The 17,880-nt window shown below is 60.0% G+C and carries 16 protein-coding genes; 5 read left to right on the top strand and 11 right to left on the bottom strand.

What is annotated here, in order from left to right; genetic code table 11:
• Nucleotides 1–33: 33 nt before the first annotated feature.
• Nucleotides 34–759, top strand: a complete 726-nt coding sequence (locus tag DJ564_RS25735; protein ID WP_178082323.1) for a hypothetical protein — start codon at nt 34–36, stop codon at nt 757–759.
• Between the two features lie 25 nt (nt 760–784).
• On the opposite strand, the gene DJ564_RS25730 is transcribed toward DJ564_RS25735, so the two are convergent.
• From DJ564_RS25730 to DJ564_RS25700, 6 genes are all read right to left on the bottom strand, one after another.
• Nucleotides 785–2,116, bottom strand: a complete 1,332-nt coding sequence (locus DJ564_RS25730; RefSeq protein ID WP_109634333.1) for a DUF58 domain-containing protein — start codon at nt 2,114–2,116, stop codon at nt 785–787.
• 169 nt (nt 2,117–2,285) lie between these two features.
• A complete protein-coding gene (locus tag DJ564_RS25720) occupies nt 2,286–3,287 on the bottom strand; it encodes a MoxR family ATPase (RefSeq protein WP_109634332.1) in 1,002 nt (333 codons plus the stop codon).
• Entirely contained in the window at nt 3,284–4,447 is a 1,164-nt protein-coding gene (locus tag DJ564_RS25715; RefSeq protein ID WP_109634330.1) for a DUF4350 domain-containing protein, read from the bottom strand. The genes DJ564_RS25720 and DJ564_RS25715 overlap by 4 nt, the downstream gene beginning before the upstream one ends.
• Entirely contained in the window at nt 4,444–5,988 is a 1,545-nt protein-coding gene (locus DJ564_RS25710) for a DUF4129 domain-containing protein (protein WP_109634328.1), read from the bottom strand. The genes DJ564_RS25715 and DJ564_RS25710 overlap by 4 nt, the downstream gene beginning before the upstream one ends.
• Nucleotides 5,975–6,952 carry a stage II sporulation protein M gene (locus tag DJ564_RS25705; protein WP_109636192.1) on the bottom strand — a complete coding sequence of 326 codons (978 nt, stop codon included), beginning with the start codon at nt 6,950–6,952 and terminating at the stop codon, nt 5,975–5,977. Before DJ564_RS25705 ends, DJ564_RS25710 begins: the two co-directional genes overlap by 14 nt.
• Complete coding sequence (locus DJ564_RS25700; RefSeq protein WP_109634327.1) at nt 6,949–7,674, bottom strand: RDD family protein; 726 nt, start codon at nt 7,672–7,674, stop codon at nt 6,949–6,951. Before DJ564_RS25700 ends, DJ564_RS25705 begins: the two co-directional genes overlap by 4 nt.
• A gap of 182 nt (nt 7,675–7,856) precedes the next feature.
• Here DJ564_RS25700 and sbcB point away from each other — a divergent pair, with 182 nt between their 5' ends.
• Nucleotides 7,857–9,287, top strand: a complete 1,431-nt coding sequence (gene sbcB, locus DJ564_RS25695; RefSeq protein ID WP_109634325.1) for an exodeoxyribonuclease I — start codon at nt 7,857–7,859, stop codon at nt 9,285–9,287.
• Between the two features lie 99 nt (nt 9,288–9,386).
• Here sbcB and mvaT read toward each other — a convergent pair whose 3' ends face one another.
• A complete protein-coding gene (mvaT, locus tag DJ564_RS25690) occupies nt 9,387–9,764 on the bottom strand; it encodes a histone-like nucleoid-structuring protein MvaT (protein WP_007933316.1) in 378 nt (125 codons plus the stop codon).
• A gap of 339 nt (nt 9,765–10,103) precedes the next feature.
• On the opposite strand from mvaT, the gene purU reads away from it, so the two are divergent.
• On the top strand, nt 10,104–10,952 hold the full coding sequence (purU, locus tag DJ564_RS25680; RefSeq protein ID WP_109634321.1) for a formyltetrahydrofolate deformylase: 849 nt from the start codon (nt 10,104–10,106) through the stop codon (nt 10,950–10,952).
• A gap of 86 nt (nt 10,953–11,038) precedes the next feature.
• A complete protein-coding gene (locus DJ564_RS32215; RefSeq protein ID WP_178082322.1) occupies nt 11,039–11,215 on the top strand; it encodes a hypothetical protein in 177 nt (58 codons plus the stop codon).
• On the opposite strand, the gene DJ564_RS25675 is transcribed toward DJ564_RS32215, so the two are convergent.
• The 4 genes from DJ564_RS25675 to DJ564_RS25660 form a co-directional block, all read right to left on the bottom strand.
• Entirely contained in the window at nt 11,202–12,197 is a 996-nt protein-coding gene (locus DJ564_RS25675; RefSeq protein ID WP_109634319.1) for a lysylphosphatidylglycerol synthase transmembrane domain-containing protein, read from the bottom strand. The two genes, DJ564_RS32215 and DJ564_RS25675, sit on opposite strands and share 14 nt — an antisense overlap.
• The gene (locus DJ564_RS25670; protein ID WP_109634318.1) at nt 12,194–12,970 is read right to left on the bottom strand and encodes a DUF2334 domain-containing protein; all 777 of its coding nucleotides are present in this window, start codon (nt 12,968–12,970) and stop codon (nt 12,194–12,196) included. Before DJ564_RS25670 ends, DJ564_RS25675 begins: the two co-directional genes overlap by 4 nt.
• Nucleotides 12,963–14,084: a glycosyltransferase family 1 protein gene (locus DJ564_RS25665; protein WP_178082321.1), complete on the bottom strand. Its 1,122-nt coding sequence runs from the start codon at nt 14,082–14,084 to the stop codon at nt 12,963–12,965. The genes DJ564_RS25670 and DJ564_RS25665 overlap by 8 nt, the downstream gene beginning before the upstream one ends.
• A 191-nt stretch (nt 14,085–14,275) precedes the next feature.
• A complete protein-coding gene (locus DJ564_RS25660) occupies nt 14,276–16,165 on the bottom strand; it encodes a methyl-accepting chemotaxis protein (protein WP_109634316.1) in 1,890 nt (629 codons plus the stop codon).
• A 188-nt stretch (nt 16,166–16,353) separates the two neighbouring features.
• On the opposite strand from DJ564_RS25660, the gene DJ564_RS25655 reads away from it, so the two are divergent.
• The gene (locus tag DJ564_RS25655; RefSeq protein WP_109636189.1) at nt 16,354–17,841 is read left to right on the top strand and encodes a helicase HerA-like domain-containing protein; all 1,488 of its coding nucleotides are present in this window, start codon (nt 16,354–16,356) and stop codon (nt 17,839–17,841) included.
• The last annotated feature ends 39 nt before the right edge of the window (nt 17,842–17,880 follow it).

Raw genomic sequence — 17,880 nt, 5'->3', positions numbered from 1 at the left:
CGTTAACAAATGCTGGTCCAAGAGGGATTAATCATGCTGGACGATAGGGATTCGACACACAGCGGTATGGTGATTGAGGGGCGCGAGGTAAGTAGTGACCTGGAGGTAGGCCAAAGCATCTGGCTGGAACTTGTCGTTTTCCTGGCTGGCTCGTCCGACCCTCGACTGACTGCGTCCGATATAACCGTGATCTTTGAAACTGGGGAAACGCCCACGCGGGTGGTGACCGACAGCCATGGCAAGGCGGGCTTTTTCTATACCGCCAAACAGCCTGGGCCGGTTGCGGTGACCGCCATCCTGGACATCGAAAACAAGGGCGAAGCGGCTCCCTCCCATACCTTCCGTTTCGAGGTGCTTGCCGCAGGTGTCTGGGGCGATGCGTACATTGAACTGGAGGACGGTGAGCGACGAGAGTGGGGCAAAGATGCCCTGTTTCCTCGAGTCGGGCAGCCCTTCACCCTTAAGTTATCGGTCAATCCGGATAGCCCTTTAATCGACCGTGACTTCTGCCTTGGATTGAAAAGCTACTCTTTGGTCGGTGAACTGGGATTAACGGTGGTGCCTCCCTTGGGTGATTCACGAAAATTAACCCCAGCCGGTTTGACTTGGGAGTGCCGTGGCACCTCCGGAGGTGCTTTCGGATTCCAGCTGGCGGCCTCCCGTTTGCTCAAGCAATCGCTGATCCATCCGATGTCATTGGGATCGACGTCGCCTGACAGTAATCTCGAAAACGCCACGGAGGAGCAAGTCCCTGGCTGAAGCGGGCGCTTGACTGATTTGAGGGTTAGAAGTCTCCCGCCTTCTTCCACCCCAAATACCGCGTCACCAACTCGGCCCCCAGCTCTTGGGGCCGAGCATCCACCACCAACACTCCATGAGCCTTCAACCGCTCATGGAGCTGCGCCCGGTCATTCAAGTAATCCACCGTCCCACAGTAAGTCAGCGCCTCTGGCAAGGTCTGCACCGGGGCGTGCCGTAGATTGTCGAGCAAGTCTTCACGCAAACTCGCCACCAGCACCCTATGCAGCTTGCTCAAGCGTTTGACCGCAGTCAGCAATTCTTCATCGTCTTCATCCCGCAAGTTGGTCACCAGCACCACCAGCGCCCGGCGTTTTTGTCGGGCCAGTAGTTGCGTGGCGGCAGCCTGATAGTCAGCGGGGCGTTGTGTGCTGTCGAGATCGTAGACAGTGTTGAGCAATACGTTGAGCTGACCGGTGCCTTTGACCGGGGCAAGGTAGTGCGGTCGGTCGCAGGCGAAGGTACTCAGGCCCACCGCATCGCCCTGGCGCAAGGCGATGTAGCTGAGCAACAGGCAGGCATTGAGCGCGTGATCGAAATGGGCGAGTTCGCCGTCCTGGCTGCGCATGCGGCGGCCGCAATCGAGCATGAAGATGATCTGTTGGTCGCGCTCGTCCTGGTATTCGCGGGCAATGGGCGTGCGTTGACGGGCGGTGGCTTTCCAGTCGATCTGGCGCAGGCTGTCGCCTTCACGGAATTCGCGTAGCTGATGGAATTCCAGTCCCAGGCCGCGACGTTGTCGTTGGCGCACGCCGAGCTGGCTGAGCCAGTTGTCCACCGCCAGCAGTTCGCCGCCGTAGAGGCGGGCGAAGTCGGGGTAGACGCGGGTGCTGTCGATGACGTTGAGCAGGCGTTTGTCGGACCACAGGGCCATTGGACTCGGCAGGTTGATTTCGCAATGTTCGAAGGTGAAGTGGCCGCGCTTGAGAGGGCGCAGGCGGTAGCCGATCTGGCTCTGTTGACCGGGTTGCAATTCGGCCGACAGGGGAAGGTGTTCGAAGCTCAGGCCGTCGGGGACATGGTCGAAAATCTGAATGTTCAGTGAGTGAGCAAAGTCATGCTCGACTTCCAGGCGCACTTCGCTCCATCGACCCAGTGCGAGGCTGCCCGGCATTTGTCGCTGCAAGCGCGGTGACGGCAAGCGCTTGAGGCGAACGGCGTCGAGAACGGCTAGGGCCAGCAGCGCCAGGAGCAATCCCCAGTTGATCGAGAACAGGGTGGAGGGGACGTCGAACTCCAAAGCCCGCAAGGTGCCCAGTACGATGCCTATGGCGAGCAACACTGCGAGCCAGATCAGCAGCAGGCGCGACGGTTTCATGGGTGTACGCCTTTTGTGGCGAGGGAGCTTGCTCCCGCTGGGTTGCGAAGCAGCCCCAAAACCATCCAGCGCAGAGTGTCAGAGAAAACGTGTCCTTCTGGTTTACGACTGCTGCGCAGCCGAACGGGAGCAAGCTCCCTCGCCACAGGGGGTGTCCGCATGACCGTTTTCACAGTCGTGGCGCCGGCACTTGATCGAGCAGTTGCTTGAGCACCTGATCAACATCCAGCCCTTCGATGTCCAGCTCCGGGGCAATCCGCACCCGATGGCGCAGCACCGCGAGGGCGCAGCCTTTGATGTCATCGGGAATCACGAAGTCGCCACCGCGCAGCAGCGCACGGGCCCGGGCGCAACGCACCAGGGCGATGGATGCCCGTGGCCCGGCACCGAGGGTCAAGCCCGGCCAGGTTCGGGTGGTGCGGGCCAGACGCACGGCGTAATCGAGGACCTGATCGTCCAGCGGCAGATCGCTGGCAATGCGCTGCAAGGCCAGCACATCCTTGGCTTGCAACACGGTGCGCAGCGGTTGCACGTCGAGCATGTCGGCGCGGGTCGAGCGGCTGACCTGGCGGACCATGTTCAGCTCTTGCTCGGCGTCGGGGTAATCCATGCGCACCTTGAGCATGAAGCGGTCGAGTTCGGCTTCGGGCAGTGGGTACGTGCCTTCTTGTTCGATCGGGTTTTGCGTGGCGAGCACCATGAACGGTTGCACGATGGGCAGGGCGCGGCCTTCGAGGGTGACCTGGCGTTCCTGCATGGCTTCGAGCAATGCGGCCTGGGTTTTCGCCGGGGCGCGGTTGATTTCATCGGCCAGCAGCAGGTTGGTGAACAGCGGCCCTTTGCGCAGTTTGAACTGCTCGGTGTTCAGGTCGTAGACCGCGTGCCCGGTGACATCGCTGGGCATCAGGTCCGGGGTGAACTGGATGCGCGCGAACTCGCCGCCGAAGCAACGGGCGAGGGCGCGCACCAGCAACGTCTTGCCCAACCCCGGCACGCCTTCGAGCAGCACATGACCGCCGGCGATCAGCGCGGTGAGGACGTCATCAATCACGCTGTTCTGGCCGATAACGGCTTTCTGCAACTCATTGCGCACGGCCTGGGCCAACTGACTGGCGCGCTGGCGTTGCTGGGCGGCGTGGGTCGCGCTGCCAGGCTCGATCTGTTGACTCATAGCGTGTTCCTCAAGGTTTGCAGGTGGGCGACCTGACGGCTGAATTCAGCGCTGGACAGCCGCTGCTTCGGTCGCGGGCTCATGGCCTGGCTGATGGCGCGTGTGGGTTGGCCGGTCAGGCGTGCGAGCACCAGCCATTGTTCGGCGACGCCGAGTTGTTCAAAACCGGGATGACGGTGGCGAACACGGCGCAGAATGTCTTGCTGCAAAGCTTGCAACAGGGTGTGCTGACCGCTGCGGCGGAGCATGAAATCGGCGCTGGCGCGCAGGTGTTCCTGAAGTTGCCGGCGACCTTTCGACGCCGGTTCCAGCAGCGGACCATGGCGCACTCCGACATGCCAAAGCGCAAGACCGATCAGGGCGATGAGAGCGACCAACGCCTGAGGGAAGTTGCGCAGCAGCAAGGTCAGCAGACTGTCGTGATCGGTGTTGAACAGCAACGTCACGCTTGTGTCGGCGGTCAGGTACCAGAGCAGCCAGGCGTTGTCATATTGGCCGATGGCCGGGGTTTTCCACAGGTCGGCGTCGGTGACCACAATGATCGAGCCGAGCCCGTGGTTCAGCTGCATCATGTGCGTGGCCTTGCCGCTGTTGGCCCAGGCTTGCGCGAGGTTTTTCGGGTCTTCGAGATGGAACGCGGTATCGAAACTGGCGTAGGCCGGCGCGTTCTCGTCCTCCAGGTACAACTTGGTCAATTTGGGGAATGGATCGTCGAGGATGTCCGGCGGTGGTTCCTTGAGGTCTTTGCTCAGCGACTGGTGCAGCTGCACGCGATCGAGCAGCAGGTCATTACTCTGACCGGTCTTTTCATCCCACAGCGACTGGGCGACAAACAGCAGGTGTCCGCCGGCCCGTGTCCAGTTCATCACTTGATCAATCTGACGCGGCGTCATGTTGTAGCGATCGCCGAGCAACAACAGGCTGTGCTGATGCGGGTCGAGAGTAGGCAGCACGTCGAGGCTGTTGGCATGGCCGACGGTCAGGCCCTGTTTTCGCAGGAAGCGCTCGGCGGCCAGATAAGGATTGGCCTGGGCTTCGGGCGACGGTCCGTGATCGATTTCAACTTGATAAGGCGTGGCCTTCAGGTACAGATAAACACTCAGCGCGCCCACCAGCACAGCGATGAACACGCCGACCGAAAGCCACAAGCGCCGGCTCAACGGGCGGCTCCCGGGCCGAACAATGTTCGCCAGCCGTCACAGAGTTCCTGTTGCAAATGCGCAGGTGGCAGGCGATGCCCGTAGGCCATGTTCTGCCAGTGCCCGGTCAGGGTTTTGCTGAAGGCGAGCAAGGCCGGTTGGTGCAGTTGCTCGACGCGTTGCAGCACCTCGCCTTCAGTGTCGGCGGGTTTGAGCGCCATGTGGTGGTCGTGCAGCAAGTGGCTGAGTAATGCGCGATAGAGCAACCCGAGGGCGGCGCGCGGGTTGGTTTGCCAAAGGCTTTCGGCGCTGGCGGCAATGTCCGCGGGCAGGGTTTCACGGCTCAGGTCCAGACCGAACGCTTGCTGCGGTAACGGACGCGCGGCTCTTCGGTTTAATGCCGGGCGACGGCTGACGAACGCTTGCAACCAATCGCGGTAACGCCAGATCAGCACGCCGACGGCGCTCATCACGGCAACCCACAGCAGCACCTCGATCAAGCTGGCGAGGAAGCCGAAACGCTGGCTGTCGAGCAGACCGGCCAACGCCTTCAGCCATTCAGGTGTTTTCCCGTCGTCCGGGGTTTTGGTGTCGGGTTTGTCTTCGCCAAATCGATAGCGGGTCACCGTTTCCTTGTTCTTGAACGGGGGGTGATCGAGGATTGTTTTGATGCTGTCCCTGGAGGCCTGGCTGGTCAGCGGTTGGTCCAGCAGGCGTGGGCTGTCCGGAGTAATGACCGGCTCATCTGCCCAGACGTTTTGCGTGGTCGGCATCAGCAATATCGCCGCCAGCAACAGCGTGACCGCCGTGGTGTTGAGGCGTTGGCGCAATCGGCGGAACACCAGTTCGATGTCCCAGGCTTCCAGCACCGTGCGCCGATTCAGATAAAGGCTGAAGCCGCAGGCCACGTAGACCGGTTCCCAGACAATCAGCACCAGCACATAAAAGACATTGGTCAGGTGTTCCAGCCAGCGCCAGTCCTGGGTGGCCACGGCGATCAAGGTCTGCCAGTCCCAGTCGAGTTCAACCTGCTGCGGCAGGAACATATAGAACAGCACCATCAGACCGATCCACAGCGCACTCTCCAGATGCACGCCAATGATCGTCAACCACTGCGCGGCGCCGGCATTGCGCTGTAGCAGCACCCGCAAGCGCTGCTGTCGTTCGTCCCCCGCCAGGCCTTCGAGTTGCACCACTGGCATCAGGAAACTGCGGCTCAGGCTCAGGCGTCGCCAGGTCAGGCTGGCCAGCAATTGCGGCTTGAGCAGGCGCGGCCATTCGCGCAGCGCCTGTTTCAAGGTGGGCGTTTCACCGAACATGGCTTTGGACAGAATGTACAAGGGCAGCCGCTCGAACGCCGGCTTCAGCCACCAGAAGATGAACACGGCGAGGGAGGGGGAATCCCACAGAAACAAGGTGAGCAGGGCGAAGACCGGCAAGGTGATGATGGCCCAACTGGTCATCAGCAATCGTCGATGGCGCTGGCTCAGCAGCACGCCCAGGTCCATGGCTTCCCAGGAGGTGCGCGGGCGAATCACCACCGTGGCGTCACTCAGGCGCATGGCGGGTTCGTCCGGCAAACAGCAGGTAAGTTGCCACCAACAGCCACAGCGCCGCGCCGACCAGATATTTGGTCATGGGCGTCGGCGCGGTCATCGACGACCAGTAGGCTTCGATAAATGCGGCAATCAGCAGAAACAGCATGACGCCGCAGATCAGTAACACGCTTTTGCGTGCCGCCAGTCGCAACGCTTCGGCGCGAGGCAGGCGTCCCGGGGCGATCAACGCCCAACCCAGTTGCAGGCCGGCGGCACCGGCCAGGGCAATGGCGCTCAGTTCAAACGCACCGTGGCCGATCACGAACGACCAGAAGGTTTGGCCGAAACCGATGTGCGTCAGGTGCCCGGCTACCGCACCGATCATCAAACCGTTGAACAACAGGAAAAACGCGCTGCCCACACCAAACAGCAAACCGCTGGCGAAGGTCTGAAAGGCGATGCCGATGTTGTGCATGATGTAGTAACCGAACATCACCCAGTCTTCACTGGCGGCGCGTTCCGCCGAGCGCCCCAAGTGACCGGCGACCGGGTCGTACATGCTCTGCATTTCATTGACTTGCTCGGCCGGAATCAGGTTGTAGACCAGGTCCGGGAACAGATATACCAGCAGGGCGAAGCCGATCAGGCTGCCAAAAAACATCAGGCCGGCAGCGAGCACGAAGCGCCATTGTTCGCGCACCAGCCGCGGAAATCCGGCAAGGATGAAACTCAGTATATTGGCGCCCAGTCGACTGCGATGCCGGTAAAGCTGTTGATGCCCGCGCAATGCTTGCTGCTGCAAAAAGTCGATCAGGAAACTGCTGTAGCCGCGTTCCTGCGCCAGTGCCAGTTGTTGGCAGAGCCGCCGATAGTCTTTCGGGAAACTGGCGATCCGGGAGGTGTGCTTGCCTCGCTCCAGTTGTTCGAGCATCAGGGAAAACTGTTCCCATTCGGCCTTGTGGCGATTTTCGAAAAGGCTTTGCTTCATGCTGGCCCCAACAAGCCACGGGCGATGCCGTTGAGTTCCGCCACGGCGCGTGGCGCGGGAACCTGCAACGGTTGGGCAAGAATGGACCCTAGTTCATGGGTTCGCGCTTCGGACAGTTCGCCTTGGCGTTCGGCAAACCCGAGGATGGCGCGTTGCTCGCTCAGCGTCAGGGCAAAGGCGGGTCGCCGAGGCGGGACGTCGGGCAGTTGCGGTCGGGTCAACGGTTGTTCGCGGTAGATCACCAGCGTGCCGGCGGCCAGGTCGCCGAGGCGTTTGAAGGAGGGGTGTTGCAGGCAACTGATGGCCCCGAGGAAGTAGCCAAACGGCAACAGGTCGACGAATCGCAACAGGTTGCGCAACAGCGAGGCGGACCAGCCGATCGGCGTGCCATCGTCGTGCACGACGCGCAATCCCATCCATTGTTTGCCCGGCGAACGGCCCTGATTGAGCACCTCGAACAGCACCATGTACCACCAGCTCACCCCGAACAGCAGGATCGAGCCCAGCCCTGCGCCGAGTTTTCCGAGAAACGCCAACACGATAAACAGCACGCCGAGTATCAGCCCGCGCAACCCAAGGTCGATGGAAAAGGCCAGCGCACGAACCATCAACCCGGCCGGGCGCAGTGGCAAGTCGATGCCTTCGGGCGTTTCGACTTGATACCGCGTGTCCAGTGGCGGGGACAGCGTCGCTTTCCTTGGCAGTGCTGTGGTCTCGAGCATGGGCAACCTTGATGTGGCCTGTTCGGGATTCGATGTCCGTCCGATGCTAGCAGCCTCTCGGGGGAAAACTACATAACTATGTAGTGCACGTTGCGAAACCAGAAGTGATTGAATGACAAGTTACTGGCCGGGGCGGGATGTGAACGCCTAGACTTTGCCGATCTTCAGTTCAGGAACAGCCCGTGACCTCGATCTTCTGGTACGACTACGAAACCACTGGCATCAATCCCCGATGCGACCGCCCGCTGCAAGTAGCGGGGATTCGCACCGACTTCGATCTCAATGAAATAGACGAGCCGGTCAACCTGTTTTGCCAGCCCAGCGACGACATCCTGCCGCATCCGGCCGCCTGCGCGATCACGGGCATTACGCCGGGCCAACTGGCCGAACACGGTTTGAGCGAAGCCGACTTCATGACCCGGGTGCACACTCAACTGGCGGCGCCGGGCACCTGCGGAGCGGGTTACAACACGCTGCGCTTCGATGACGAGATGACCCGTTACAGCCTGTACCGAAACTTCTTCGACCCGTATGCCCGCGAGTGGCAGGGTGGCAACAGCCGCTGGGACCTGATTGATGTGGTGCGTGCCGCCTATGCCTTGCGTCCCGATGGCCTCGCCTGGCCAACCGATGATGAAGGGCGGGTGACGCTCAAGCTCGAACGGCTGACCGCCGCCAATGGCATTGACCACGGCAATGCCCACGAGGCGCTGTCGGACGTTCGCGCCACCATCGCCCTTGCACGTCTTATTCGTGAGAAGCAGCCGAAGTTGTATGACTGGCTGTTTCAGTTGCGCAGTAAACAGAAGGTGATGGATCAGATTCGGCTGTTGCAGCCAATGGTGCATGTGTCCGGGCGTTTCTCGGCGGCTCGCAGTTATGTGGGGGTCGTGCTGCCACTGGCCTGGCATCCGCGTAACAAGAACGCGTTGATTGTCTGTGACCTGCACCTGGATCCCCAGGGGTTGCTTGATCTGGATGCGGAGACCTTGCGTCAGCGGCTGTACACCCGCCGCGATGACCTGGCCGACGGCGAATTACCGGTGCCGCTTAAACTCATTCATATCAACAAGTGCCCGGTGGTGGCGCCGCTGTCGGTACTTCGCCCTGACGATCAGCAACGTCTGGGGCTGGACATGGCGCTTTATCAGGATCGCGTACTGCGGCTAAGTGACGCACAACAAGTTTGGCGGGATAAAGTGTTAGCAATTTATGCCGGCGAAGATTTCACTCCGAGCCAGGATCCCGAACAACAGTTATACGATGGTTTTATCGGTGATCGGGATCGTCGGCTATGTGAGCAAGTCAGGGCCGCCGACCCTGCCCAATTATCACAACAGCAATGGCCTTTCGATGACGAACGTTTACCTGAATTATTGTTTCGTTATCGAGCGCGCAACTTCCCCGATACGTTGAATTTCGAGGAGCAAGAGCGCTGGAGAATATTTTGTCAGCAACGTTTGTCGACCCCGGAGTGGGGGGCGCCCAATACGCTTGAAAGTTTTGTAGAAGCCGCAGCCCAATTGAACGTTACAGCTACATCGTTTCAGCGAGAGGTGCTGAATGAATGGCAGAATTATGTCCAAGGATTACGCAAACGTTTGAGTCTTTGAAAACGAAAAATACCCGGACTGTATTTCGGGCATAAAAAAACGCCAGCATCAGCTGGCGTTATTTTTTGTCGCGGATAATTCTTTGACAACCTCTAGGGCTTAGCCCAGCAGGGTAGCCCAGCCTTCAACCACGTCACCGCCCCACTTGGCTTTCCACTCTTTCAGAGTCTTGTGGTTGCCACCTTTGGTTTCGATGACTTCGCCGTTGTGCGGGTTTTTGTATTGTTTAACTTTGCGAGCACGCTTGGTGCCAGTAGTTTTTACTGCGCCGCCGCGTGGTGCTTTGGTCTTGGACTCTGGATCCAGCAACGCGATGATGTCACGCAGGGACTTGGAGTATTCGCCCATCAGGGTGCGCAGTTTGCCTTCGAATTCCAGCTCGGTTTGCAGTTTGTCGTCTTGGGACAGGTTCTTCAAACGGGCTTGCAGCTCTTTGATAGCTTCTTCGGTGGCGCGATATTCGTTGATCAAGGACATGAGGACTACCTTATGTTGGGCGCTGGATGGCAGGGTGACAGTGCCGCAATAATAGTCAGGGTGTTTCATCAAGTAAACATTTAACCGGTGTTTTATTTAAATTAGTTGCGATGAATAGGGCACAAATTGAACGCAGAGTTAAAAGTGTGATGCAGTCATCACAGATATTCACAAATGAACGCTTGAAGATTGAGTACAAGAGCACCATCGCGCGGGCGTTGAGGTGCTGTCGCAAGCGCCCCACTGGCCTGCGTGCAGATCAGTGCGTCATCAATACTGCAGTTTTGCTGCGCAATCGCTAGAATGGCGGCCTTTGCGAAGTTCTGGAGTTTCCCCCTCATGCGCACTTTTCGGCTGGTGATTGCTTGCCCGGACCGCGTCGGCATCGTTGCTAAAGTCAGTAACTTTCTGGCGTCACATAACGGCTGGATCACTGAAGCGAGCCATCACTCGGATAATCAGAGTGGCTGGTTCTTCATGCGTCACGAAATTCGTGCCGATTCGCTGCCTTTCGGTATCGAAGCCTTTCGCGAAGCGTTTGCACCGATTGCCGAAGAGTTCTCGATGAACTGGCGCATTACCGACACCGCGCAGAAAAAGCGCGTTGTGTTGATGGCCAGCCGTGAATCTCACTGCCTGGCCGACTTGCTGCACCGTTGGCACAGTGACGAACTGGACTGCGAAATCTCTTGCGTGATTTCCAACCACGACGACTTGCGCAGCATGGTCGAGTGGCACGGCATTCCTTACTACCACGTACCGGTCAATCCACAGGATAAAGAGCCGGCCTTCGCCGAAGTCTCGCGTCTGGTCAAACAGCACGATGCCGAAGTGGTGGTACTTGCCCGTTACATGCAAATCCTGCCGCCCGCGTTGTGCAGTGAATATGCGCACCAGGTCATCAATATTCACCACAGCTTCCTGCCGTCGTTCGTCGGAGCCAAACCGTATCACCAGGCCTCCATGCGAGGCGTGAAGTTGATCGGCGCGACTTGCCACTACGTGACCGAAGAGCTGGACGCCGGTCCGATCATCGAGCAAGACGTTGTGCGCGTCAGTCACAGTGACAGCATCGAAGACATGGTGCGTTTCGGCCGTGACGTCGAGAAGATGGTGCTGGCCCGCGGTCTGCGTTATCACCTGGAAGATCGGGTGCTGGTGCACGGCAACAAAACCGTGGTGTTCTGATAGCCGCACAACACGGTTGAAATTCGAAGGGCCTGGGCGTTCAATCGCCTCAGGCCCTTCGCCGTTTCTGCAGTGAGGACATGACCATGGCCGATCCACTGGACAAAGCCACCTCCAAGGCCCCCGCCACGTTGGGCGAGGGCTGCTTGAGTCGATATGACCCGGATGACATGAGCGCCGAAGACGGCACGGAGTTTCCCGGCGCTGCCGAGTTGTGGGAACAGTTGCAGCAAGAGCCCGAAGACACGCCTAAGCCTGCTTGAGCTTCATCAGTTTCTTGAGCAGCGGCCGCCCCAGCATCAGCAAAAACACCGGACCGCCCACCACCAGATAGAAGTAATACGTCACCGCCCGCCAGATCAGAATCGCCGCCGCTGCGGTGGATTTCCCTACCATGGGCGCCAGCAGCGCCGCCGACGTCAACTCTGCCGCGCCGGCACCGCCCGGTAACAGGCTGAACTGGCCGGCACTCAGTGACAGCATCTGGATCAGGAAACACCAGGCCCACTGTAAATCCGCTCCGAGTCCACGCAGCGCCAGGTACAGCACGCTATACCGCAGGAGCCAATGCACGCAGGTCAGGGCAAACACTTTGATCAACGTCAGAATCGGCAACTTCAGCGTGTCGGTGAACGCCGCCAGGAAGTGCAGGAGCTTGCGCGCCCAGCGCAGGCGCGTGGTGCCTTTGACATTGAGACGAACGAGCAATCTCCCGCTCAAGCGAATCAGCACTCGATGGTAACGCGCCACCACCACGCAGCTGAGCAGCCCGCCAAACATCGAGACGGCGCTGACGATCAGCAGCCATTCCAGGCGTTCGCTGAGGTGCTGGAACAGCGCGTAAATCAGAATCCCGCTCAACGCGCAGAGAAAAAACAGCAGGTCGCTGAGCTGGTCCATGGCGAACACCGCGCTGCCCCGCGCCGGACGCACACCGTTACGCGCCAGCAGCGCCATGATGGTCAACGGCCCGCCACTGCCGCCGGGTGTGGCGCAGTAGGCGAACTCGGCGGCCATCACCACGCCCAGGCTTCTGACCCGACCCACCTTGTCGCATTGATCACCCAGCAACAGGCGTAAGCGCAGGGTGTTCACCACCCAGCACAGCAAGATCATGCCGAACATGATCAGCAATTCATTCAATGGGAAATTTTGCAGCCGCGACCATGTCTCGTTGCCGCCCAGCAACAACGGAATCAGCACCGCGGCGAGCAGGGCGATAAACAGCAGAATGCCCCGGCTCATGCGGCGCGACCGAGGCGGTCACTGTGCAGCGAGAGCCACCGTGTCTTGGTCATTGGCACCCGCCCTTCATCGAGCAAACGCTTGAGGGTTTGCAGCCAGTAATTGCGCGAAAATCCATGGCGCATGTCCACCGGGTGCAGGCCAAGTCGAATCACTGGGGCTTGCTGCCAACGCTGTTCACGCTGATCACTGACGAGTTTCGACAAGCCCCGACGCCAGGCACTGCGCGCACTCCAGACCAGCCCCGGCGCATCGATGGCCATGAAATCCGGCAGCCGATAGAGATGCTGTGAATCGCTGGTGTAGCTCAGCGGTAACTGGCGTAACGCCTGACAAGTGCCTTCGCTCATTAACCACGCCGGGGCGACGAAGCCTTCCAGCGGCCAGTGATAGCGATGGAACACTTCGATTCCCGCACGCAGGCGGGCAAGGGCGGCGGCTTGCGACAAGCTGTAAAACTCGCCTTCATGGGTATAGATCCGGCGCATGAACCAGTCTCTGGGGTTGCTGGGAGGAGGGGCTTCATCGCAATGAAAGTAGCCGTGCAACGCCAGTTCGTCACCTCGGGCGACGCGGCTGGTGAGCAAGCGTCTGAATCCCGGATGCTCGTCCAGTTCATTGTGCTTGTGGAAATTCGGCACCACCAGCCAGGTCATCGGCACCTCGCCCAAGGCATCGACGGCTTCGACAAAAGGCTGGTAATCGGCCCAGGTTTGCGGCGCAACGTCATGCAGTACGAGTATCAGGCTGGGGGCGTTCATGGACTCAACCATTGGCGGTCAGCGGCCATTGGCTGCCGAGCACGGCGTGATAGTGCCCCAACAGGCTGTTGACCACGGTATCCCAGGCGTAATGCTGTTCAACATGACTGCGCGCTTGTCTGCCCAAAGCAGCGCTACCCTGACTGAACAGCTCGCGCACCGCGTTGGCCATCGCCAGGGGATTGTTCGGCGCACAGAGCAGGCCGCATTGATCGGTCACGATTTCCTGAAAGGCCCCGGCGGCCACCGCCACGACTGGAATGCCACTGGCCATGGCTTCGAGGATCACCAGGCCGAAGGTTTCCTGATCGCCGGCATGCAGCAACGCGTCCGCACTGGCCATTAACCGCGCGACTTGTGCGGCCGGGCAGAACTCGTCGACGACGGTGACATTGTCCGGCACCACAGCGGGCATCGACGAGCCGACTAATAGCAAGTGATAACGAGGCCCGAGACGTTTCATGCAATTGAGCAGGACCGGCAGGTTCTTTTCCTTGGAACCCCGGCCGGCGAAGATCAGCAGATGGGTGTTTTCATCGATGCCCAATTCGGCCCGCAAGCCGCTGTCCCTTGCTTCGGGATTGAATGTTTGCAGGTCCACGCCCAATGGCTGCACGAACACATTCCTCACCCCGAGCCCGATCAACTTGTCGGCCATGACCTGGCTCGGCGCCAAGACCCGGTCGAAGTTGCCATACAGCTTTCTGACGTAGGCTTCGACATTCGGGGTTACCCAATTGCCCATTCGATTGCTGACCAGCAGCGGCAAGTCGGAGTGATAAAACCCGATCACCGGCACATCCAGTTGCCGCCGCGCATCCAGAGCCGCCCAGGCGGTGAGGTAGGGGTCGCCGACTTCGATCAGGTCGGGCTGCAAATCCTGCAGGACATTTCGCCATGGCGCGAGACGGAGGGGGAAACGATAACCCTTGCCGAAAGGCAGGGCCGGGGCCGGAACGGTGTAGACGCCATCCCGTTCACTCAGGTGTGCCCCCGGAATCAGCAAACTGTGGCGAATGCCTGGCTTGATACCCAGGCGACGGTGCTTGGCATCCAGATACGTGCGCACGCCTCCGCTGGCAGGGGCGTAGAACATGGTTATGTCCGCGATATGCACAATGAGCATCCCTCCGGTCCGTTGTTCTCCCTTGGTTGACCTTTATGAAGGATAGATGTTCGGTTAGGGTTTTGTGGCGGGGGGATCCAGCGAGGTTTTTGCGGTGTATTTCAGACCGCCATCGCTAGCAGGCTAGCTCCCACAGGTTCAGTGCGAAACCTGTGGGAGCTAGCCTGCTAGCGATTGGGCCCTATCAGACACTAAATACGGAAACTGCCCACCAACTGCGTAAGACGCGCCGCCTGCTGCTCCAGGTCAGAACACGCCCGCAACGTCGACTGCAAGTTCTCCACACCTTCCTGGTTCAGCGTATTGATCTCGGTAATGTCGACGTTGATCGACTCCACCACCGCCGTCTGTTCCTCGGTCGCCGTCGCCACCGACTGGTTCATTCCGTCAATCTCACCGATGCGCAACGTCACACTGTTCAGGCGCTCGCCTGCCAGGTTGGCGATTTCCACGCTGTCCTGGCTGTGGCGCTGGCTGTCGCTCATGGTGCTGACGGATTCGCGGGCGCCGACTTGCAGCTCCTCGATCATGGTCTGTACCTGCTGCGCCGATTCTTGCGTGCGGTGCGCCAGGTTGCGCACCTCGTCTGCCACCACGGCAAAACCACGTCCGGCTTCACCGGCGCGCGCTGCTTCAATGGCCGCGTTGAGCGCCAGCAGGTTGGTTTGCTGGGAGATGCTGGTGATCACTTCGAGAATCTGCCCGATGTTCACGGTTTTGCTGTTCAGCGATTCGATGTTGGTACTCGAAGCGCTGAGCATGCTCGACAGCTGATTCATCGCTTTGATGCTGCGATCCACCACTTGTTGTCCATCTTCGGCCAGGCTGCGGGCATCGCTGGCCTGACTGGACGCCTGGGCGGCGTTGCGGGCGATTTCCTGAGCGGCTGCGCCGAGCTGGTTGATCGCCGCGGCCACGCTGCTGGTGCGCGAGGCTTGCTGGTCGGAGTTGAACATCGACGAGTTCGACGCGGCGACCACACGCAGGGCCACTTCGTTGACCTGGCCGGTGGCCGAGGACACTTCACGGATCGAACCGTGAATGCGTTCCACAAAACGGTTGAACGCGGTGCCGAGAACGCCGAATTCATCGTTGTTGACGATGGTCAGGCGTTTGGTCAGGTCGCCTTCGCCGTCGGCGATGTCTTCCATGGCGCGGGTCATGACGTGCAGCGGCCGGATCAGGATGCGGATCAGCATGCCCAGCAACGCGATGATGATCGCTACGGCAATGATGGTCGCAACGACCGCCGAAGCGCGGAATTCACTGAGCATCGAGAAGGCTTTGTCTTTATCGACCGACAGGCCGATGTACCAGTTGACCGATGGCAGGCCTTTGATCGGCGTGAACGTGACGATGCGGGTCTTGCCGTCGACCTCCACTTCAGTGAAGTCGCTGCTGATGCGCGGGGTGTTTTTCGGGTACGCCTCGCTCAGGGACTTCATCACCAGGGCTTTGTCCGGGTGCACCAGGATCTTGCCGTCGGCGCTGACCAGGAAGGCATAGCCCATGCCGTCAAAGTCACGTGCGCTGAGGGTATCGATCAGGGTTTGCAGGCTCAAGTCGCCGCCCACCACGCCCACGCTTTGCCCGGCCTTTTTCGAGGCGGTGGCGATGGAGATGATGGTCTGGCCAGTGGCCGCATCGATGTAAGGTTCGGTCAGGGTTGCCGTGCTGCTGCTTTCGGCGCCTTTGTACCAAGGGCGTACCCGTGGGTCGAAGCCGGCAGGCATTTTCGCGTCTGGGCGAATCGTGAAGCTGCCGGTGGCATCGCCCAGGTAGGACGCCATGAAGGTCGACGTCAGGGCTTTCTGCTCAAGCAGGCTGGCGACGTTGGCCTGTTCAGGATTGACCGCGATGTTTTGAGCGAGGTTATCGATCAGCAGGATACGACCGGCCAGCCAGGTCTGGATGTTGCTGGCGGTGACGTCTCCCATCTCATTAAGGTAATTGTCCAGGTCTTCGCGAATGGCGTTGCGCTGCAGATAGTCGTTGTACAGTGTGAACGAGGCGAAGGCGGCAATGACGATGAGGGCGGCGGCAAGCAAAATTTTATGGCTGAAGCGCAGGTTTTTGTTCATGGCTTGGGGTTCCGCTAAGGTCTTAATGTCCTGAGCGTGCTTTTATAAAGGCACGCTAAATGGGCAATGTTGAAAAAAAGCTGATATTTCCATCCTCTCCTTAGGGAATTACCGACGCTATTTTCGGATTGGTCTCACAACTATTTGTATCGGCCGTGCAGGATCAAAGATTAACCATGGGTGACAAAATGCCTGACTCATTGCAACTCGTTATCGGCGCCGACCTGACCGGCCAGCCAATCTCTCAGGCCATGCGCCTGGCGAACCGTCACGGTCTGGTGGCGGGCGCTACCGGGACCGGTAAAACCGTCACGTTGCAGCGTCTGGCCGAAGCCTTCAGCGATGCTGGCGTCGCGGTGTTCGCCGCAGACATAAAGGGTGACCTGTGTGGCCTGGGTGCCGCCGGCAACCCGCAAGGCAAAATCGCCGAGCGGATTGCCGGGATGCCGTGGCTGAACCACAAACCGGCGGCCTATCCGGTCACCCTGTGGGACATTCACGGTCAGTCCGGTCATCCGTTGCGCACCACCTTGAGCGAAATGGGGCCGCTGCTGATCGGCAGCCTGCTGGAGCTGACCGACAGTCAGCAGTCGGCGCTGTATGCCGCATTCAAGGTGGCGGACCGCGAAGGGCTGTTGTTGCTGGACCTCAAGGATTTGAAGGCGCTGCTCAATCACCTGCGCGACAACCCCGAATTGCTGGGGGACGACGCGGCGCTGATGACCACCGGTTCCAGTCAGGCGCTGTTGCGGCGTCTGGCGACTTTGGAACAACAAGGCGCCGAGGCGTTGTTCGGCGAACCGGCGCTGCAACTCGAAGACATTCTGCAACCGACGGCCGATGGCCGTGGGCGCATCCACTTGCTGGACGCCAGTCGTCTGGTCCACGAAGCGCCGAAGGTGTATGCGACGTTCCTGCTGTGGTTGCTGGCCGAGTTGTTCGAGCAACTGCCGGAGCGGGGCGATTCGGACAAACCGCTGCTGGCGCTGTTTTTCGACGAAGCGCATTTGTTGTTCGCCGACACGCCCAAGGCGTTGCAGGATCGCCTGGAGCAGGTGGTGCGGCTGATTCGTTCCAAAGGCGTGGGCGTGTATTTCGTCACGCAATCACCGGGCGACTTGCCAGACGATGTACTGGCTCAGTTGGGCCTGCGCATCCAGCATGGTTTGCGCGCCTTCACCGCCAAGGAACAGAAATCCTTGCGTGCGGTGGCAGAGGGTTTCCGGCCGAACCCGGCGTTTGATGCCTTGTCGGTGCTGACCGAGCTGGGGATCGGCGAGGCGCTGGTCGGCACTTTGCAGGACAAAGGCACGCCGGAGATGGTCCAGCGCGTATTGGTCGCCCCGCCGCAATCGCGGATCGGGCCGCTGACCGAAACCGAACGCACGATGCTGATCGCCGGGTCGCCGTTCAAGGGACGGTATGACAAGCCGGTTGATCGGGAATCGGCGTATGAAATATTGATGGGGCGCAAAGGGTTGGCGCCGGAGCCCGACGCCGTTCCGGGTAAACCGGCCGCCGAAGAGCCAAGCTTTACCGACAAGGCCGGGGAATTCCTCGGTACAGCGGCGGGGCAGGCGCTGAAATCGGCGATGCGCCAGGCGGCCAATCAACTGGGCCGACAGCTGGTACGCGGCCTGATGGGCTCGCTGCTCGGCGGCAGCAAACGCCGATAGTCAGCGGGCACGGTCCAAATGTGGGAGCGGGCTTGCTCG

The sequence above is a fragment of the Pseudomonas sp. 31-12 genome, from assembly GCF_003151075.1.
GTDB lineage: Bacteria > Pseudomonadota > Gammaproteobacteria > Pseudomonadales > Pseudomonadaceae > Aquipseudomonas.
Note: the sequence above shows the minus strand (reverse complement) of the source record. Positions and strands in the feature narration are given on the sequence as shown.